The sequence below is a fragment of the uncultured Sphingomonas sp. genome, assembly GCF_913778135.1.
Taxonomy (GTDB): domain Bacteria; phylum Pseudomonadota; class Alphaproteobacteria; order Sphingomonadales; family Sphingomonadaceae; genus Sphingomonas.
Map to the genome: position 1 here is coordinate 1 of NZ_CAJYVU010000013.1, position 18,754 is coordinate 18,754.

13 protein-coding genes are annotated in these 18,754 nt (G+C 65.0%); 9 read left to right on the top strand and 4 right to left on the bottom strand.

The genetic code is table 11. The features are described from left to right. Nucleotides 1-75 precede the first annotated feature (75 nt). Genes QZ847_RS01135 through QZ847_RS01145 form a run of 3 tightly spaced genes read left to right on the top strand, consistent with a single transcriptional unit; the run spans nt 76 to nt 4,203 of the window. A complete protein-coding gene (locus tag QZ847_RS01135; RefSeq protein WP_294352320.1) occupies nt 76-1,680 on the top strand; it encodes a carboxylesterase family protein in 1,605 nt (534 codons plus the stop codon). Nucleotides 1,681-1,720: 40 nt separating this feature from the next. Beyond that, nucleotides 1,721-3,040, top strand: a complete 1,320-nt coding sequence (locus QZ847_RS01140; RefSeq protein WP_294352394.1) for a family 1 glycosylhydrolase — start codon at nt 1,721-1,723, stop codon at nt 3,038-3,040. After that, complete coding sequence (locus QZ847_RS01145) at nt 3,037-4,203, top strand: DUF3089 domain-containing protein (RefSeq protein WP_294352322.1); 1,167 nt, start codon at nt 3,037-3,039, stop codon at nt 4,201-4,203. Before QZ847_RS01140 ends, QZ847_RS01145 begins: the two co-directional genes overlap by 4 nt. Nucleotides 4,204-4,450: 247 nt before the next feature. Here QZ847_RS01145 and QZ847_RS01150 read toward each other — a convergent pair whose 3' ends face one another. The 3 genes from QZ847_RS01150 to QZ847_RS01160 form a co-directional block, all read right to left on the bottom strand. After that, a complete protein-coding gene (locus tag QZ847_RS01150; protein WP_294352324.1) occupies nt 4,451-4,783 on the bottom strand; it encodes a hypothetical protein in 333 nt (110 codons plus the stop codon). 389 nt (nt 4,784-5,172) lie between these two features. After that, nucleotides 5,173-6,201: an ATP-binding protein gene (locus tag QZ847_RS01155; protein ID WP_294352326.1), complete on the bottom strand. Its 1,029-nt coding sequence runs from the start codon at nt 6,199-6,201 to the stop codon at nt 5,173-5,175. A gap of 26 nt (nt 6,202-6,227) precedes the next feature. Next, nucleotides 6,228-6,905, bottom strand: coding sequence for a response regulator (locus QZ847_RS01160; protein WP_294352328.1), 678 nt, complete (start codon nt 6,903-6,905; stop codon nt 6,228-6,230). Between the two features lie 175 nt (nt 6,906-7,080). Here QZ847_RS01160 and QZ847_RS01165 point away from each other — a divergent pair, with 175 nt between their 5' ends. The 6 genes from QZ847_RS01165 to QZ847_RS01190 all read left to right on the top strand — a co-directional run bounded on the left by QZ847_RS01165 (nt 7,081) and on the right by QZ847_RS01190 (nt 16,587). Next, nucleotides 7,081-8,160, top strand: a complete 1,080-nt coding sequence (locus QZ847_RS01165) for an efflux RND transporter periplasmic adaptor subunit (protein ID WP_294352330.1) — start codon at nt 7,081-7,083, stop codon at nt 8,158-8,160. A gap of 2 nt (nt 8,161-8,162) precedes the next feature. Continuing rightward, entirely contained in the window at nt 8,163-11,273 is a 3,111-nt protein-coding gene (locus QZ847_RS01170; protein WP_294352332.1) for an efflux RND transporter permease subunit, read from the top strand. A 26-nt stretch (nt 11,274-11,299) separates the two neighbouring features. After that, nucleotides 11,300-12,703 carry an efflux transporter outer membrane subunit gene (locus tag QZ847_RS01175; protein ID WP_294352396.1) on the top strand — a complete coding sequence of 468 codons (1,404 nt, stop codon included), beginning with the start codon at nt 11,300-11,302 and terminating at the stop codon, nt 12,701-12,703. Then, on the top strand, nt 12,700-13,248 hold the full coding sequence (locus QZ847_RS01180; RefSeq protein ID WP_294352334.1) for a cytochrome b/b6 domain-containing protein: 549 nt from the start codon (nt 12,700-12,702) through the stop codon (nt 13,246-13,248). The genes QZ847_RS01175 and QZ847_RS01180 overlap by 4 nt, the downstream gene beginning before the upstream one ends. Further along, complete coding sequence (locus QZ847_RS01185) at nt 13,248-14,507, top strand: MFS transporter (RefSeq protein WP_294352336.1); 1,260 nt, start codon at nt 13,248-13,250, stop codon at nt 14,505-14,507. Before QZ847_RS01180 ends, QZ847_RS01185 begins: the two co-directional genes overlap by 1 nt. 1,381 nt (nt 14,508-15,888) lie before the next feature. Next, nucleotides 15,889-16,587 (top strand): Arm DNA-binding domain-containing protein, encoded by a 699-nt coding sequence (locus tag QZ847_RS01190; protein ID WP_294352338.1) that lies wholly within the window; start codon nt 15,889-15,891, stop codon nt 16,585-16,587. Between the two features lie 306 nt (nt 16,588-16,893). Here the strand turns inward: QZ847_RS01190 and QZ847_RS01195 are convergent, their stop codons facing one another. Continuing rightward, the gene (locus tag QZ847_RS01195; RefSeq protein WP_294352340.1) at nt 16,894-18,657 is read right to left on the bottom strand and encodes a hypothetical protein; all 1,764 of its coding nucleotides are present in this window, start codon (nt 18,655-18,657) and stop codon (nt 16,894-16,896) included. Nucleotides 18,658-18,754: the final 97 nt, after the last annotated feature.

Below are 18,754 nucleotides of genomic sequence, written 5' to 3' on the forward strand. Positions count from 1 at the left end.
AGTTCTATTGAACATCTTGTGCCTGTGCTATGGCGATCCGCACGAACCACGATCGTGGTCGCAAGGGAGAGGATCATGCACGCTTTCGCCTCACGTCGCAGGTCGCCGGTTTCGCGGCCCGGCAACAAGTCCGGAACATTCGATCTGTCTGGTGCGCGAACGATCGGGCGCTTGCTCGGCATGGTCCTGGGGCTAGCCTTGCCGGCTGTCGCGATCGCACAAACGCCGACGGCTCGGGTGAAGCTCGACAGCGGCATCGTGGTCGGGGCGAACGAAGGCCCGGTATCCGTGTTCAAGGGCATCCCTTATGCCGCGCCGCCCGTCGGTCCGTTGCGGTGGAAGGCGCCGCAGACCGTTGCGCCATGGACCAACGTGCGAGAGGCTCGCCGTTTCGGTGCGGCCTGTCCGCAGGATGACGCGCACAAGGAGCCGTGGGCGCAGGTCGGGCCGACGAGCGAAGACTGCCTGTTCCTCAACGTCTGGCAGCCGACCAAGCCCGGAACGTATCCGGTCATGGTGTTCATCCACGGGGGCGGCTTCACCTACGGCGCTGCGGGTGTGCCGTTGTACGACGGGGCCGCGCTTGCTCGCCGGGGTGCGGTGATCGTGACGATCAACTATCGCCTTGGCCGGCTCGGCTTCTTCGCGCATCCCGCGCTCACCCGGGAAGATCCGGACGGGCAACTCGGCAATTACGGGATCATGGATCAGGTTGCGGCCCTGCGCTGGGTACGCCGCAACATCGCGCGTTTCGGCGGCGATCCCGCCAACGTCACCGTCTTCGGCGAGTCGGCGGGTGCCGGGACCGTTCAGGTCATGATGGGTTCGCCTTCGTCGCGGGGATTGTTTCAGAAAGCCATTTCCGAGTCCGGCGCGGGCGGCGGCGCGCTGTTCCCCATTCGTGGCGGTCCCATCAATGCCGAAAAGCTCGGCGAACTATGGACCGCCAGCCTGGGGTTGAAGGACGCGACGGCCGCACAGCTTCGCGCCATCCCGCTCGCCGACATCGTGAAAAATGGTCGTGCCTTTCCGTTCATAGACGGAAAGGTCGTGGTGCGCAGTCCCGGTGACCCGTTCTACCGCAACGAGGAGATGCGCATTCCGCTGATGATCGGCGCGAATTCCAACGAATCCAGCCTCGGCGGCATGAACGAGGCCGCGGCCATGGCGCTGCTGGGCGATCAGTTCACCGCACTGCGCGACGGCTATGTCGCGACCGGGGGCAAGCCGCGTGACGCCGCCACCATCGATCTGGCCGAAGATGTCGGCTTTGTCCTGCCGTCGTTCGCGCTGGCGGATCGCCATGCCGCCAACGGCAACCCGGCCTTCGCCTACTTCTTCGATCAGGTTCCCGTGGATCAGCGCGCCGGCGCGGCGGGGACCGATCACGGCGGCGAACTGGAATATGTGTTCGGTACCAAACCAGCCGAGCACCGTTGGGACGCCCGCGATGCCGCCGTGTCGAAACTGATGGGCGATTACTGGGTCCGCTTCGCGCGTACGGGCGATCCGAACGGCAACGGTGCGCCGCGCTGGCCTGCGGTCACCACGACGCCGACAACCTATCTGTCGGTCGGTGCCACGACCGAGGTCAAGCGACTGGAGCCGATCCGCGAGCGCGCCAAGGATGCCGCCATGATCGATGCGCGCAAGAAGTGGGCGCTGTCTCCTGCGCAGTGATCCGATCACCGGCACCACACCAACGAACGGGAGAGTGAAGATGGGTAGCAACCCCAACCGCCGGCAGATGGTCGCAGGCGCAGCGAGCCTGCTTGCCGCGGGGCGTGCCGCAGACGCGCGCACGCGTCCTGCCGTACCGCGGAGCGGCAGGGATTTCCTCTGGGGTACCGCGATCTCCGCGCATCAGAGCGAAGGCAACAATACCGCCTCCGACAGCTGGCTGCTCGAGACGATCACGCCGACCGCGTTCAAGGACCCGTCCGGCGACGCCTGTGACAGCTATGCCCGGTACGAAGAAGACCTCGATATCGCCGTCAGCCTGGGCCTGAACTGCTACAGGTTCGGCATCGAATGGGCTCGGATCGAGCCGGCACAGGGCATGTTCTCGGAAGCCGCGCTCGATCATTACGTTTGCGTCCTGGAGGCGTGCCACGCGCGCAGGTTGTTGCCCATCGTCACCTACAATCACTTCACCGTGCCGCTGTGGTTCGCGATGCGCGGCGGCTTCGAGGTAGTGGACGGTGCCGACCTGTTTGCCCGCTTTTGCGCGCGGGCGACGCAGAAGCTGGGGCCGCTGATCGGCATGGCGACCACGTTCAACGAGGCCAATATCCTCGGGCTGCGCAGGGTTCTGCCGCGTTTTGCCAGCGACGCCGAGGCAACCAATGCGCGGGCGATGATCGCTGCTGCGGCGCGGCGGACGAATTCGCCCGCATTCTCGTCCATGCTGTTCGGCGATCCCGACAAGATCGATGCCGTCATGCTGGACGCCCACGCCAAGGCGCAGGCGGCGATCAAGGCAGGTCCGGGCGATTTTCCCGTCGGAGTTTCGCTGACCATGCAGGAGGTGCAGGGCGTCGGTCCGGATAACCGGGCGGCGGAGGTGGAGCGCACCATGTACGGCGGCTGGCTGGATGCTGCGCGCCGCTCCGACTTCGTCGGCGTGCAGACCTATTCGCGGATGCGTGTCGGCGCGAAGGGGCTGCTGCCCGCCGATGGCAGCGTGCCGCTGACCGACATGGGGTACGAGAACTACCCGCCCGCGGTCGGCGCGACGATCCGTTACGCCGCGAAGCATATCGGCCGCCCCATTTACCTGACGGAAACCGGGATCGGCACCACCGATGATGCCGCGCGCGCCAGGTTCATCGACGCGACGGTCGCCGAGGTCGCCCGGTGCATCGCGGAGGGCATCGACGTGAAGGGCTATCTCTACTGGTCGCTGCTCGACAATTTCGAATGGACCTCGGGCTATGCCAAGCAGTTCGGTCTCGTCGCCGTTGATCGCAAGACGTTCAAGCGGACCGTCAAGCCGAGCGCACGGGTGCTTGCGGCGCATGCCCGGGCCCGCAAATTGTGAGCACACGCCGCGCGACGTCGATCCGGCGTCGCTGGGTCACGCGCGGCTTGACCTGCCTGGGCGTGGTAATTGCCATATTGCTCGGGCTGTTCACGGCGGTCGGCGGCTGGGGCTTGTTGGCAGGGCTTCGTGGTCCGCCCAAGGCGTTCGACGCGTCCGCCCTGCCGCCCGCACCGGATTATGCGAAGGGCGGCGCGTGGCTCGCGCTGCCTGGCCGCAATGGTCTGGAGCGGTCGACGCCGCCCGAAACCGCCGTCATCGACGAACGAACGGCTCGCGCGGACGTGTTCTTCGTCCACCCCACCACGTTCAAGGGAAGCCCGGTGTGGAACGCGCCTTTCGACGCGACGAACGACGCCGCCCCCCTAAACCGGCCGGTGTTGCTGGCCCAGGTGAGCGTGTTCAACGCCTGTTGCCGGCTTTATGCCCCGCGATATCGCCAGGCGACGCTCGGCGCCTTGAAGGAGATGCGGGCGCTGGATGCCGCTTACGGCGATGTCGCGCGCGCATTCCGCTATTTCATCGCGCACCACAATGCCGGTCGACCCTTCATCATCGCATCGCACAGTCAGGGGACCGCGCACGCCATCCGGCTACTGCAGGACGAAATCCTCGGCACACCGCTCGAGAAGCGGCTCGTCGCGGCGTATCTGATCGGCGGCTACGTGCCCGATACGTTCGGCCAGGTCGGCCTGCCGATCTGTGAAGCTGCGCGTCAGACCGGCTGCGTCGTTTCCTATAACACGAGTGAGGCCGGGCGCAGTGGCACGCGGATGATCACCGACAATCGCGCCTATTGGTGGCGGGGCGTGCATGTCGTGAACGGTCGCTCGCGCGCGCTCTGCGTCAATCCGCTGACCTGGCGCCGTCACGGCGCTGCGCCGAAGGATGCCAACCACGGCAGCCTGCCGTTCCCCGCAGCACCGTTCGGCACTGCGGCCGGCACGCTGCCAGCACTGGTGCCTCATCTGACCGGGGCGGCCTGCCGCGACGGCCTGCTCGAAGTGGAAGTGCCGTGGTCGGCACCCTCGGGCTTCATGGACAAGCTGTCGATCCTGTTCGGCAGCTACCATCTCAACGACTATGGGCTCTTCTACGACGCGTTGCGCCGCAATGCGGTGGACCGGGTCGCCGCATGGCAGGTCGCGAACCATGCCCGATAGCGGTCGGGGTGCACGGCCGCGCACACCTCTGGCCAACAGGGAAGGAAGGCCCACGCCGTACCCATCCTCTACAAGAGAGGGCCGTTGGAGATGGACGATGCCAGGTACAAGCATGGCGTGATCGCGACGGCCATCGCCCTTTCGCTCGCGGCGGACGCTGCTGCGCAATCGACGCCCAACGCGCCGACGGAGCCCGATCGAGCGCAGAATATCATGCCGACGGGCCTGCTCAAACGTCCACATCACCTCATACGTCGCCTGCGACCGCAAGGGCAATCTGTGCGACATCTGGTAAGCCTCGGCTGCCGACGCCGGAGTCGATGTGCGCGGTGACGACGATGTCGAGCGATGCGTCACCGCTCCGGTCCGGCGCCTGCGCAGCGCTCGGTGTGGGTGCTGAGGTCTGCGCAGCCGTCATGCTCGGCACCAGAGCCAGAGTAGCGCAGGCAATCAGCCACGCCGACTTGCTCAATCCTGTCATCATCCACCCCCTGTTGACCAACCATCCGTGCGGTAGATGCACGTCAGTTTTCGGCTGCAATGACTCACACACCTTCTCGCCGAGCGTTAAGACGTTCATTGAAGTTTCAATGTCTATTATCGCTGGCGGTCGAACGTTCAGGCCCTTCGACTAGGCAACGATGGCCTGTCCTGGCGCGACGCGTGGCTGACGCTGCGCCCGCTCGTCGCCGCGTCGGTCACCGTTTGCAATTCGCGTTGCGACCGATCCCGCCGCTACCGGGACCTGTCCTCATCACTCGACGGGTTCGGCGGGGCTGCCGGGTCGCCGGCGGATTGTCGGGCAGGTCGACCTTTTCGGCATCGCGCGCGACGGTCGCCGTCACCAGCTGCTACAGCGGCGCGGCGCTGACGATCCGGACGGCGGCGCGCGGCGCGCCGACGCCATCCGCCACGCCGATTTCGCAAGGGCCTTTTCCAACAGCCTCGCCTGGGCCTGGTACCTGCGGACTAGTTCGGTTTGCTCAGCGGCAGGCTGATACGAAATGCGGAAGTTCCCGGCGCACGCTGGTAGACCACGTCACCTCCATGTGCTTGCGCAATGCCACGCACCACAGCCAGTCCGAGCCCCGATCCTCCAAGTCGACTGGTGCCGCGCGTGAACTGGCGGAATGCATCGCCTTCAAAGCCGGGGGGCAGCCCGGGGCCGTCGTCAGAAACGGTGATCGTTGCCGCTCCTCCGGCGGATACGACCGCGATCCGCAGGGTGCAGGCATCGGCATGGCGGCGGGCGTTGTCGACCAACGCTAGGACGGCCTGACGGATGCGGGCGGCATCGGCGCGCACGGAGACGGGCTCAAGCGTCATCTGCAGCTCAAAACCGGCCGGTGCGAGTATCGCCAGCACTAGTGGCTGCATCTCGGCCAGCTCGGCGGCAAGATCGACATCCGCTATTACCAGTTCGAGCCGTCCGCTGTCGGCCAGGCTGACGCTACGAAGATCCTCGACCAGCCGGGTCAAGCCGTCCGCCTGCTTCATCAGCCCGGTCACCAGCGCATCATCAAGCGGAAACACGCCGTCCTTCGCCCCCTGCAGTCGGCCGCGAAGCACGGTCAGCGGCGTGCGCAGCTCGTGCGCGATCTGCGCGTTCCAGACCTTCACGTCGTCGGACATGCGTTGCAGGCGACCGGCCATCGCGTTGAAGTCGTCGATCAATAGCGCGATTTCGCCATGCGTTCCGGGCACGGCATCGATCCGCGTGGTAAGATCACCCGATGCGATCCGGCGCGCAGCGTCTCCCACCGCGCCCAACGGGCGAACGATCCTGCGCGCGAGGCGGATCGCGATGACCAGCGCCAGAACGATCCCGATCCCGGCGGCGGCAAGCGTGATGCCCAGATCGAGCCCGGTGGTGTCGGCGACGCTGGAGGGCATGGGCGGAAGGATGCGCATGCGCTCAAGCACCGCATAAACGATGTAGAAGGCCACGGTGCTGACGACGACGGCAACGAACGCCAGCCCCGCCATCGCGATCGACAATTGCCGCGTAAGGCTGACCTGCCGGCTCATCCGCGGGACCAGAGGCGATAGCCGACGCCGCGCACGCCCTCCGGCATGTTCGGGGCGCCTGCCTGCTCCAGCTTGCGGCGCAACTTGCTGACATGGCTATCGACCGTCCGATCGAGCGCGTCCGATCCGGGCAGGCAGGCGTCGAGCAATTCGCCGCGGCTGAACACGCGGCTGGGCGTTCGCGCCATATGCGTTAGCAGTCGGAACTCGGTCAGCGTCAGTGTCACCTCGCCCGTCACGGTGCGAACCATATGTGCGCCGATGTCGACCTCGACCGGACCGACCCGGAGGACGCCGCTGCCGTTGTCCCCGCCCGAGCGTCGCAGCACGGCCTTGACCCGCGCCACCACCTCGACGGGATTGAACGGTTTCACAACATAATCGTCCGCGCCGACGCGGAGCGCCTGGAGCTTGTCGATATCCTGATCGAGCGCCGTCGTGACGACGACCGGCGTGTTCCCCCGGCGTCGGACCTCCGCCAGTACCTCCCATCCGTCCACCAGCGGCATCGAGATATCCAGCAGCACGATGTCCGGTTTCAGCACCAGATGCAGGTCGAGCGCGGTTCGCCCGTCGGTCGCCTGCACCGTGCGAAATCCCTCGCGTTCGAGATAGGCACGCACGATATCGGCGATGTCGCGGTCATCCTCAGCGATCAGGGCGAGCGGGCTCATCGGGTGGCGGGCGTCGGCATCGCATCATCCTAGCCGCACTTTCCACGATCCTGCCAGCGCGGATCCACACAGTCTCCACACGATCTCGACCCCGCGGCAACCGACCGCGCCGATGGGCGTGGCGATGAAGCATAGCTACCGCCTTACAACCGCTAGTCTCGGCTTGCTGACAGCCATGATGATGGCTGCCACGCTGGGCGGATGTTCCGCGCAAGCGCCTGCGCGAAACACCAGCGAGATCGAGGTGCTGACGATCCGGGTGGCACCACGGGCGGTGACAGCCGTGGATGAACTGCCGGGCCGCGTTGTCGCGTTCCGCACAGCGGAGATCAGGCCGCAGATCGGCGGGATCATCCAGCGTCGCCTGTTCGATCAGGGCGCCGTGGTGCGCGCCGGGCAGGTGCTTTTCCAGATCAGCCCCGCGCCTTTCCGCGCCGAGGCCGATACGGCGCGGGCGACGGTCGCCAAGGCATCTGCCGCCTATGCGCGGACGCGAACGCAGGCCGAACGCCTGAAGCCGCTGGTGCAAGCGGACGCGATCAGCCGACAAGCTTACGACGACGCCGTCGCTGCGCGGGAACAGGCGTCGGCAGAATTGGCGGAGGCGCGTGCCACGCTGCGGCGTCGGCAGATCGATGTCGGTTTCTCGCGTGTCACCGCGCCGATCGCCGGGCGCATCGGCGCGGCCAACGTGACGGAGGGTGCGCTGGTTGCCGCCGCCGACGCCAATCCGCTCGCGACAATCCAGCAGATCGACCGGGTCTATGTCGATGTGCGTCAACCCGCGGAGCGCTATGCCGCGCTGCGGAAACAGGGCGCCGACGCTCACGCGGCAGAGATCGTGGCCGGGTCCGGCGGGGTACCGCTACGAGGTCGCATCCTCTTTTCCGGCATTGCGGTCGATCCAATGACCGGCGATGCGCTGGTCCGCATCGAGGTGGCCAATCCGGGCGAACGATTGTTGCCCGGTATGTTTGTCCGCGCGCGGCTGCCCCGTGCCGCGCTGCCCGATGCGCTGACCGTGCCGCAACAGGCGGTGACGCGTGCAGGCGATGGGCGGGCTCAGATCAGTGTCGTCGACCCGCAGGATCGGGTTCACGTTCGTCCGGTGACCCTGGGGCCGCTGACGGACGGCCGTTATGTCGTCAGCGCCGGATTGAAGGCCGGTGAGGTCGTGATCGTCGAGGGGCAGGATCGGGTCCAGTCGAACACCCCGGTCAGGCAACGTGCCTGGCGTGACCGGACTGGGGACTAACCATGCCGCGCTTTTTCATCGACCGTCCGGTCTTTGCCTGGGTCATCGCCATCGCGATTGTGCTGATGGGCATCATCGCGATCCCGCAAATGCCGGTCGCGCGATTTCCCAGCGTCGCACCGCCGACCGTCAGCATCTATGCCAGCTACCCCGGTGCGACACCGCAGACGCTGAACGACAGCATCGTGTCGCTCGTCCAGCGCGAGCTGTCGAGCGCGAAGAACCTGCTGTATTTCGAAAGCTCGGCTGATACGTCGGGGTCCGCGACGATCACGGCGACCTTCCGCCCCGGCACCGACCCCGAACTCGCGCAGGTCGATGTGCAGAACCGGCTCAAGACGATCGAACCGCGCCTGCCGCAAGTGGTGCGCCAGACCGGCGTGACCGTCGAATCTGCCGCATCGGGCTTTCTGATGATCGTCAGCCTGCTGTCGGACGGACGCCAGGATGAGGTCGAGCTGTCCGATTACATGACGCGCAACATCGTCGATGAGCTGAAGCGTGTGCCCGGTGTCGGCCGCGTCCAGAACTTTTCGGCCGAGCGCGCGATGCGGATCTGGATCGATCCGGCAAAGCTCGCCGGATTCGGGCTGACCGCGACCGACGTGACCGCTGCGATCGCCGAGCAGAATGTACAGATCGCGCCGGGTGCGCTGGGGGCGGAACCGAGGAACGGCGGCCAGCGCGTGCTGGTGCCGCTGACTGCCGATGGTCAGCTGAAAACGCCGGAGGATTTCGCAGCCATCATCCTGAAGTCGAATACCGACGGGTCGAGCGTGACCTTGGACAAGGTCGCACGGATCGAGCTTGGCCGTCAGAGCTTCGGCAACGCCACGCGTGAGAACGGCAAGGTCGCGGCCTCGGTCGGCATCCAGCTGACGCCCGGCGCCAATGCCGTCGCCGCCTCGAAGGCGGTGCGCGAACGGATGGCCGAGCTGTCCCGCGCGCTGCCGCAGGGGATGAGCTGGACCGCGCCGTTCGATACCGCTCCGTTCGTGCGTATCTCGATCGAGAAGGTGCTCCACACGCTGGCGGAAGCGATGGTGCTGGTCTTTCTCGTCATGTACCTGTTCTTGCAGAAGGTCCGCTACACGCTGATCCCCGCGATCGTCGCGCCGATCGCGCTGCTCGGCACGATCGCGGTCATGCTGGCGACCGGTTATTCGATCAATGTGCTGACGATGTTCGGCATGGTGCTGGCGATCGGCATCATCGTCGACGACGCGATCGTCGTCGTCGAGAACGTCGAGCGATTGATGCACGAGGAAAAGCTGTCCCCGAAGGACGCCACGCGCAAGGCGATGGACGAGATCACGCCCGCGATCATCGGCATCACGCTGGTGCTGTCGGCCGTCTTCATCCCGATGGCACTGGCGGCGGGATCGGTCGGCACGATCTATCGCCAGTTCGCGGTGGCGATGGCGGTATCGATCCTGTTCTCCGCGTTCCTTGCGCTCACCCTCACTCCGGCTTTGTGCGCGACGCTGCTGAAGCCGCTGGAGGATGCACCGCGCAGGAACCGCTTTTTCACCTGGTTCGACGACCGGTTCGATCGATTGACGCAACGCTACCAGAGCTGGGTCGCGCGGCTGCTCAGGGCCAGCGGGCGGATGATGCTCGTCTTCGTCGCGATCGTCGGCATGCTGGGGCTCGCCTTCGCCAATCTCCCGTCCTCGTTCATGCCCGAGGAGGATCAGGGATATTTCATGACCAGCTTCCAACTGCCCGCCGATGCCACCGCGACGCGCACGCTTGAGGCAGTGCAGGCCTATGAGCGCCATGCCGCCACCCGCCCGGGCATCGAGACGACCGAGGCGATCCTCGGCTTCGGCTTTTCAGGCTCGGGGCCGAACGCCGCGATGGTCTTCACGATGCTGAAGGACTGGGGTGATCGGGGAGGGACGGACGTCCGCAAGGAAGTGGAAAGTGCCGACACCGCGGTCGCTGGCGCTATCCACGAAGGGCAGGTGATGAGCATCATGCCCCCGGCGATCGACGAATTGGGCACGTCGTCCGGCTTCGCGCTGCGGCTGGAGGATCGCGCAGGCAAGGGCCGTCAGGCGTTATTCACCGCACGCGACCTGCTCATCGCGCATGCCGCCCGCAGCACCAAGTTGAGCAGCGTCTATGCGGAGGGACTGCCGGCCGGTACCAGCGTGCGGCTCGACATCGATCGGGCAAAAGCACGTGCGCTCGGCGTGTCGTTCACCGCAATCAGTGACATGATCGGCACGGCGCTCGGCAGCAGCTACGTCAACGACTTTCCCAATCAGGGGCGCTTGCAGCAGGTGATCGTGCAAGCCGATGCGGCGCACCGCATGAACCTGGATGATGTGATGCGGCTGCGGGTCAAGAATGCAGCGGGCGGCACGGTGCCACTGACCGAGCTGGTCACGCCGATATGGAGCAACAGCCCGCTCCAGCTCGCCAGCTACAACGGCTATCCCTCCGTCAGCATCACCGGCACCGCCGCTCCCGGTACGTCCAGCGGCGATGCGATGCGTGAGATGGAGCGACTTGCCGCCGAACTGCCCCCCGGCTTCGCGATCGAATGGACCGGCCAGTCGTTGCAGGAGCGCAATGCGGGCGCGCAGGCGCCGATGCTGCTCGCCTTGTCGATGCTGGTCGTTTTCCTGGTGCTGGCCGCGCTATACGAGAGCTGGTCGATACCGATGGCGGTATTGCTGGTCGTCCCGCTGGGGCTGATCGGTGCGGTAGCCGCGGTGCTGTTGCGCGACCTGTCGAACGACGTCTTCTTCAAGGTGGGGCTCATCACCATCATCGGGCTGAGTGCCAAAAATGCGATCCTGATCGTCGAGTTCGCCAAACAATATCGCGAGGCCGGCAGCAGCCTGGTCGACGCCGCCATCGCCGCCGCACGCGTGCGGCTGCGCCCGATTATCATGACCAGCCTTGCCTTCACCCTAGGCGTCATGCCGCTGATGCTGGCGGGCGGCGCGAGCGCGGAGACGCAGCACGCAATCGGAACCGGCGTGTTCGGGGGCATGATCACGGGCACGCTTCTGGCGCTGGTTTTCGTGCCGACGTTCTTCGTGGTCGTGCTGGGACTGGCTGAGAAATGGCGCGCGCGGCGGGCGGGGCAGGTGCCATGATGATGCGCTCCATGATGCTCGCGCTGATGCTGGCGAGCACTGCGGGCTGTTCGATGACGCCGAGGCTGGCTTTACCGACGCCCCCGGTCGCAAAAGCCTATCCGGTTGCGAGCGGACATGAACCGCTCCCGGCATGGCGCGGCATGTTCGGGGATCCGCGGCTGCAACGGTTGATCGCGCTGTCGCTCGATGAGAGCCGCGACTTGCGGATCGCGGCGCTCAACGCCGAAGCGGCGCGCGCGCAGGTGCGCGTCCAGCGCGCGCAGTCGCTGCCAGCCCTCAACGTCGATGCGGGCTATACGCGGCAGCGTCAGCCTGCCAGCGTAGCCGGTGCGGGCGTTGGCCTGACGCCCGGCACAGGGACGGGCACCGCGCCGACCGGGTACACCTTCGGGCAGTTCAGCGCGCAAACCGCACTGTCGAGTTTCGAAATCGATCTGTTCGGCCGCCTGCGTGCGCTCAACGAGGCAGCGTTCCACCGCTGGCTCGCGAGTAAAGAGGCGCGTCGTGCAGTGCAGCTTACGGTGATCGGCGCAGTTTCCGACGCTTATTGGAACGAGCGGCTGGTCGACGAGCAGCTGGCGCTGACCGCGACGACGCTTGCGGACTGGCGGACCTCGCTCGACATCACCCGTCGCCGCCACGATGCCGGACAGGCAAGCGGCATCGATCTGGCGCAGGCCGAGGGATTGGTGCGCCAGGCGCAGGCCGATCTGGCCGAGCGTGAGCGCGAGCGCGCGCAGGCGACGAATGCACTGACGCTCGCGGTCGGTGCCCCGCTGCCTCCCGATCTGCCTGTACCGGTTCCGCTGATCGACCAGCCGGTTCGCAACACCCTGGCGGCAGGTACGCCGTCGGAATTGTTGCTTCGCCGCCCCGACATCGCCCAGGCGGAGCAGGAGCTGCGCGCGGCCAATGCCGATATCGGGGCAGCGCGCGCCGCCTTCTTCCCGCGGGTGTCACTGACCGCAGCCTTTGGCTTTGCTAGTCTCGCGCTCGATACGCTGTTCCGGGGCGCCAACAGGTCCTGGTCCTACGCGCCGGCGATCAGCCTGCCGATCTTCCGAGGCGGTGAGCTAAGCGGCAGTCTCGACATCGCGAAACTGCGTACGTCCATCGCCGTCGCGACCTATGAAAAGGCTATCCAGACTGGATTCCGCGAAGTCGCCGACGGCCTCGCCGCGCAGGCAACTTATGGCGCGCAGTTAACCGAGCAGCGCGCCGTGATAACCGAGGCGGAACGCCGCCTATCGCTATCCAGCCTTGCCTATCGTGCTGGTCAGACGGACCGGCTCGAACTCCTAGACGCGCAGCGCGCGACCTATGCCGCACGGCAGACGGCACTGACCGTCCGTCGCGATCAACTAACCGCCGCCTCCGCGCTTTACCGCGCGCTGGGTGGCGATACTGCCCCTGAGGACATGCGATGAACCAACGCCCCGATCGTTACCCGCTATCGATGCGTCTGCTGCACTGGATGCGCGCGGCATTGATCATCCCGCTTATCACGCTGGGATGGGCGATGACCTCGCTGCCCGACAGCTTCGTTGCCAAGTCGGAATGGGCGTATCCCGTTCACAAGGAGTTTGGCGTGCTGGCCTTCCTGATCGGTGCGATCGCTCTCTTCGTTCGCCGACGATCTGCCGTGCCGCCGCATTCCGACGGTCTGGCGAGATGGGAAACGACACTGTCGACAATAGTGCAACATGTGATGCTGGCGCTCGCCATCGTCGTGCCGCTGATGGGCTATGCGATGTCCAGTTCGTTCACGCAAAGCGACGGTGTGCCCTTCTTCGGCTTGGAGTTGCCGGAATTGCTCCCCAAGAACGATCGGGCCTTTGCCGTCTTCGCGTGGACGCACAAGACGCTGGCTTACACCCTGCTTGCGCTGGTCGCGCTTCATGTCCTTGGCGTGCTCAAGCACCGCTTCCTTGATCGCGGACGGAACACCGACGTCCTGCCCCGCATGATATGATGCCGGCCCAGACCACCGACGCGGCTGCGACGGCGCCGGCCGTCGACCCCGGTCCCGGCTGGCAATGGCGTTACGGGTCGATTTTCGGCGGTCAGGCGCTGTCGATGATCGGCTCCGCGATCACGCAGTTTGTGCTGATCTGGTGGATCACCGATACGACCCGGGATCTCGGCGCGCTGGCGACCGCCGGGCTTGCGGCGCTGCTGCCGCAGGCACTGCTGGGACCGCTCGGGGGGACGTTCGCCGATCGCTACAGTCGCCGCCTGTTGATGATCGTCGCCGACCTGTTGGCGGCTGCGTGCGTCGTAGTCCTCATCGTGTTGTTCCTGATCGGGCAGGTCGCGCTGTGGCACGTATACCTCGCAATGTTTGCGCGAAGCGCAGCGGGTGCATTCCAGATGCCGGCATCGTCCGCGAGCACGGCGATGCTGGTGCCACGCGGCTTCCTTCCCCGCGCAGCGGGGCTCAATCAGACGCTCATGGGAATTGTCACCGTTGCCGCAGCGCCGTTGGGCGCGCTGGCGATCACGGTGATGCCGGTCGGCATGGCGTTGTGGATCGACGTAGGGACCGCCGTCTTGGGGATAACGCCACTGCTGATCTTCGCGGTCCCGCAACAACGCGGAAAAGGCGAGAATTTAGGCCTGTGGGCGGAATTTCGCGAAGGCATAGCAGTGGTTCGGCAAAGCCCCCGGCTTTTGCGTATCTATGCGCTGCTGACCGCGGTGGTGTTGGTTATCATGCCGACCTTTACGCTGCTGCCGTTGCTGGTGAAGCAGCATTTTGGTGGCGGGCCTGAACAGGTCGCCATCCTCGAAAGTGCTGGCGGAGCAGGAATGATCGCGGGCGGGGTGATCGTCGCCACGATCGTACCCAAGCGATTAGTCCGGTGGATCGTGTGGGGGTTTACCTTGTCCTGCGCGTCGCTCGCGGCGACTGCGCTGTTGCCGCCCGGATTATTCTGGCTCGCGACGATGATGTGGGCGATCAGCGGGATCACCTTCATTATGGGGGATGCGCCGTTCACCGCACTTATTCAGACCACGGTGCCCAACTGGTTGCAGGGACGCGTGCTGGCGCTGCTCGGCACGCTGATGGGTCTGGCTGCCCCGGTCGGCCTACTCGCTGCGGCTCCTCTAGGCGAAATCATCGGCGTTCGCTGGCTGTTCGTCCTGCTGGGCAGCGCGGGCACACTGGTCTGCTTGCTCGCCTTCGCATCAAAGAAGCTGCTGAGCGTTGAGAGCGGCATCCACCAGTGAAGAGTGGCATTTGCGAAAGGGTTCGGCATCTTTTCGCTTGCTCGAAGTGGGGTATTGAAATCGTTCGACCCTGTTGAAAAAGGCTTGCTTGCGGCGGTGACGAGCGCGTGATCCACTTCTGCAAGGCGGAACAGACTCACGGACATCACGGGCCGGCGCGGTACGCCTACGCCATCAACCCGCTGCTCGACCGCGACACCGACCGCGTCCTCGACGTGGAGGCGACGCCCGCCCGCTTCGCAGCGAGGGTTGCGGCAAGCCAGGCGCTGGTGTCACGTGCCAGCACCAGGCTGGGCATTGAACCTGCCAGTCTCGCGGCTGACAAGGCCTATGGTAGTGATCCGCTGCTCGGCTGGCTACTCGGAACGCAACCTGAGGCTACGAAGGCTCAAGCTGCCGGACCTATCAGGGCTTATCATGGCAGTGATGCCATCGGAACGCTGACCGCGGGCGCAACCGGGACGTAGGCGGTGAAGGAGTTGACCTGGCTGAGCAGCGCCGCAATGACGAACGAGCTCGTCGCCACCGGGCTGATCGATCTCCGAATCGCGGAAAGACGACCGCTGCGCGGTCGCGCTGACCATGATGCCTGCTGAACGACTTGGGCGACAGCGAGTGCGCCACGCTGATCGCGCTCCTTGAATGGATTGAACGCGCTCGGATCTGATCAACAACCGTCAGGCATCCTGCGGCTTGCCACGAAGGGCAAGATCGCACCTATTGCTGCGATCCGCACTTGGCTTGGCAGATGCCTGGACATTCCCCCGCTGGAGCTGCTGCGCCGGGACAATGCGGCGCGGGACTGGTGACCTTCCGCTCGCTCATCTCGCAAGTTATCGCTTTGCTCGCCGGACAGGTCACGCCTTTCGCCCCGGCACGGTTCTGTGACGCGCTTACCATCGACATCGCTGCCGCTGCGGCGACGCTGATTGCGTCGCGCACGCCGACGACGGCATGTACGCGGTACGGGCGTAGCCGCACATTATGGCGGCGCTGCCGCGCTCCGCAGCATGCCCTGACGGTGAGCAGGCGGCGTGGGCTTGAGCGTCTAACCCAACCAGGGTCAGGTCGACCTGCCTTCGACACATCCCGCCCCAGCAGAAGCGAACCGATCTCGTTCCGATGGTGGTGCCGTGGTGTCCCGAGCGTTCACACCCCGGCAGAAAATATGCTAAGTTTCAAAGAAATGGTGCTGCCGGTGAGGATTGAACTCACGACCTCAGCCTTACCAAGTCCCGGCCCGCGGTTTCCGTGACTTACCATCGCTTACCGCCACTGGGTTTTCCCGATAAAAACAGTCATTTAGATGGACGTCCCCTTACCTTGGCATACCGTGGGCTTCCGCTGCGGTGCTTGCCAGGTGATTGCCAGGACAGCACCAATGACGATCCCGACGACGCCCGATTCCAAGAGCCTCACCGACACCCCCACCGTCATTAACAAGAAGTTCCTGAACGCGCTCGAGACGCCATCGCGGGAAGAGGGACGGCAGATCCACTGGGACGCCCAACTCAAGGGCTTCGGCATCCGCGTCAATCCCAGCGGAAGCATCGTCTTCGTGGTCCAATACCGCACTCGCGCCGTCGGCGCGAAGACGCAGACGCTAACGATCGGGAAATACGGCTCGCCCTGGTCCCCCGATGCGGCACGGGCGGAAGCTCGCGCGGTTCTCGAGCAGGTCCACCGCGGAGGCGACCCCATCGCCGAGCGGCGAAGCCGGGAGGCCGATGAGCAGGCAGCGGTCGCCTCGGAAAGCCACCACGACTTCGATGCGTTCGCCGACCGCTACATCGAGAAGCACGTCAAGGCGAACGGATTGCGCAGCCTCAAGGACGTCGAGGGGACGTTCAACCGCGACCTGCGCCCCTTCTTCAAGGGCAGGTCGGTGCGCGAGATCACGAAGCAGGACTGCAAGGACATGCGCGCGGCGGTGGGGGACCGCAGCCACTCGGCCGCCAACAAAGCGCATAAATGGCTCAACGCTTCATTCATGTGGGGAATCGAGCATGACGGGCTCGACGCCAACCCGATGTTCGGCCTGCGCAAGCCGATCGCCGATGAGAGTTCGAACAGATGCTAGCTGTGTTAAGCAAAAACCGTGTCTTATTAGCTGCCTAGATTTTCTCACCGCATTTTACTCGGATTTATATCCGAATCGGTCAAATCGCGCGATGTTTTAGAACGCGGCTCGGGCCGCGCGCATTCGTGTGCGCCCGCGGCTATGGCGAGCTCACATGCTTAGCATGCGGGGTTCAAGCGGACGTGGTCGGCTCTGTCGACGGCGCGAGGATCATGCTTTGATTGATCCTTTACGAAGAGCGCTTTAGCCGGGCGAGTGTTCAATCATCCGCTTGAGAATGGTCGGTTCGGTCACCGCCACCGCTGCCTACGCCTCGGCAGCGGCTTTCGAGAGCACCGCGCGCAACATCTCGTCACATCCCACCACACGCGCGATCGCGATGAGCGGGGCAAAGATCTCGTCGTGGCGATTGCGCACGTCCGACCTAGCCAAGTCGTATGCATCGGCTACTTTGCCAATCCGGCTCATGGCGAACGCGTGCGCCGCATCCCGCCAAGCCGCTACGTTGAAATCGACCTTGCACGCGTCGAACGCACTATCAGTCGAAACGCTAGTAGGGACTCGTATAGCCCGTGATGCCAGGATGGGGTCCAGGCCGAGCGTGTTTGACACCAAGCGGGGCCCGAAGAAGTCTATGGCCTCAGTTCGCCCACCGGGCATCGTCAGGATCTTGGTAGCCGTCAGCTGCTTGTAGCCTTGCTTTAAGGCTTGGCCCATCTCACCGCCTCCGGCAACCAGCGTCTCGGCATCGTCTAGCGCCACAAGGCCACCAGTCTCCCTGACGAGCCTCACGAGCGCAGCCGCAGAGCCTTGGGCCATGGTCTGTCCGTTAAAGGACATTGTGACTATCGTAGTCGTCAGATCCGATTTGCCACTTCCACGCTCGCCGTGAAGATGAATGATCGGCAGGGCATCGAACAGGCGAAAAAAATACGTTGCGAAGATGAATGTGGTCAGCGCCCAGTAGTCATCGGCGCAGGGCAGCCGCGCTACGTCGCGCAGTCCTGCCGCGGCCTGTTCTGCGAGAGTCCTGGGGTCAGTGCGACAGGGATCTTCTCCGGCCTTGCGGTCAGCGACGAACTGCCGAATGCCTGCCAACGACCACGAGCAATAGTGACCTGGGTCCTGGATCGGGTTGATCCGGGTTCCATCCGAAAGCGAATGGACGCGCCGGTGAGTTGGCGTGCCAGCCGGCGCGGGTAGAACCCTAGCCTCAAGAAGCGTCCCGTCCGACCGTAACACGATGGTATGGTATTGGTGAAGGACACGGTCCGACCTGCCTCCTTCGGCGGCTCGTCGGCGTTCTACGGTGAACGCATAGAAGCTCCGTGCGTCCTTGACGCCACCATGCACGGAGATCGGCTTTGCCGCAAAGTCACCCGACTCCCGGGTGAGGTCGCCCAAAAGATCGTCGTTCTCCAATTCCTCCGGAGCTGCGTCGTCAAGAATTTCTACCAGCCGAGTGGACATCGACAAGTCGTCTGGCCACTCATCGGCCACAAAGGTCGTACGGCTTCGTTCGACCGGCCTCTGCGCCACGCGGATGATCGCCGCGGCGCAAGCAGAAGCCACCCCGGCGGTGACTACCACCCTCGCGCGCCCCATCCAGTGACTCGGATCCAGCCACGCCGCCGGTATCCGGCCCGGTTGGCTCGAGCATTCCGCGACGACGTCGATTTCCCCACCCACCGCCGCCCTCTGCGCCTGCCAGACTTCGATGGCGCTCGCGCATATCAGAACGATCTGCCCGTTCTCGCCGGACGAGATCACCTCGGGCGCACCAGGTCCCCACCCAATCGGATTTTCGGGATTGACGGTCATGCCAGGGAGATTCAGATAGGCATACCGCCGACGAGCGCTCTCGCTCCCGACAGGGAATGCAAGGACGTTCTCCGTTCTCGTGCCATCGGAGCGGCGGTAGGGCTCCTTCATGCCCAGTCCGACCAGATGCACCGTGGCTTCGTCGATGCCCATAGCGGCCAGCATCGCCATCGCTTTCGGATTGCGGTGCAGATTGCTGGAGAGGCGGCGGAAGTTGCTGCCTATCTGGCTGCGGGCAGCGGCGGTCACTTCAAACCTCCACTACCAAGCTCTTCGTCCTGCTGCGAAAATGCGAAATGCGAAGACTCGACCTCATCCATGGAACCGGTCGCCGTGATAGAAGAGG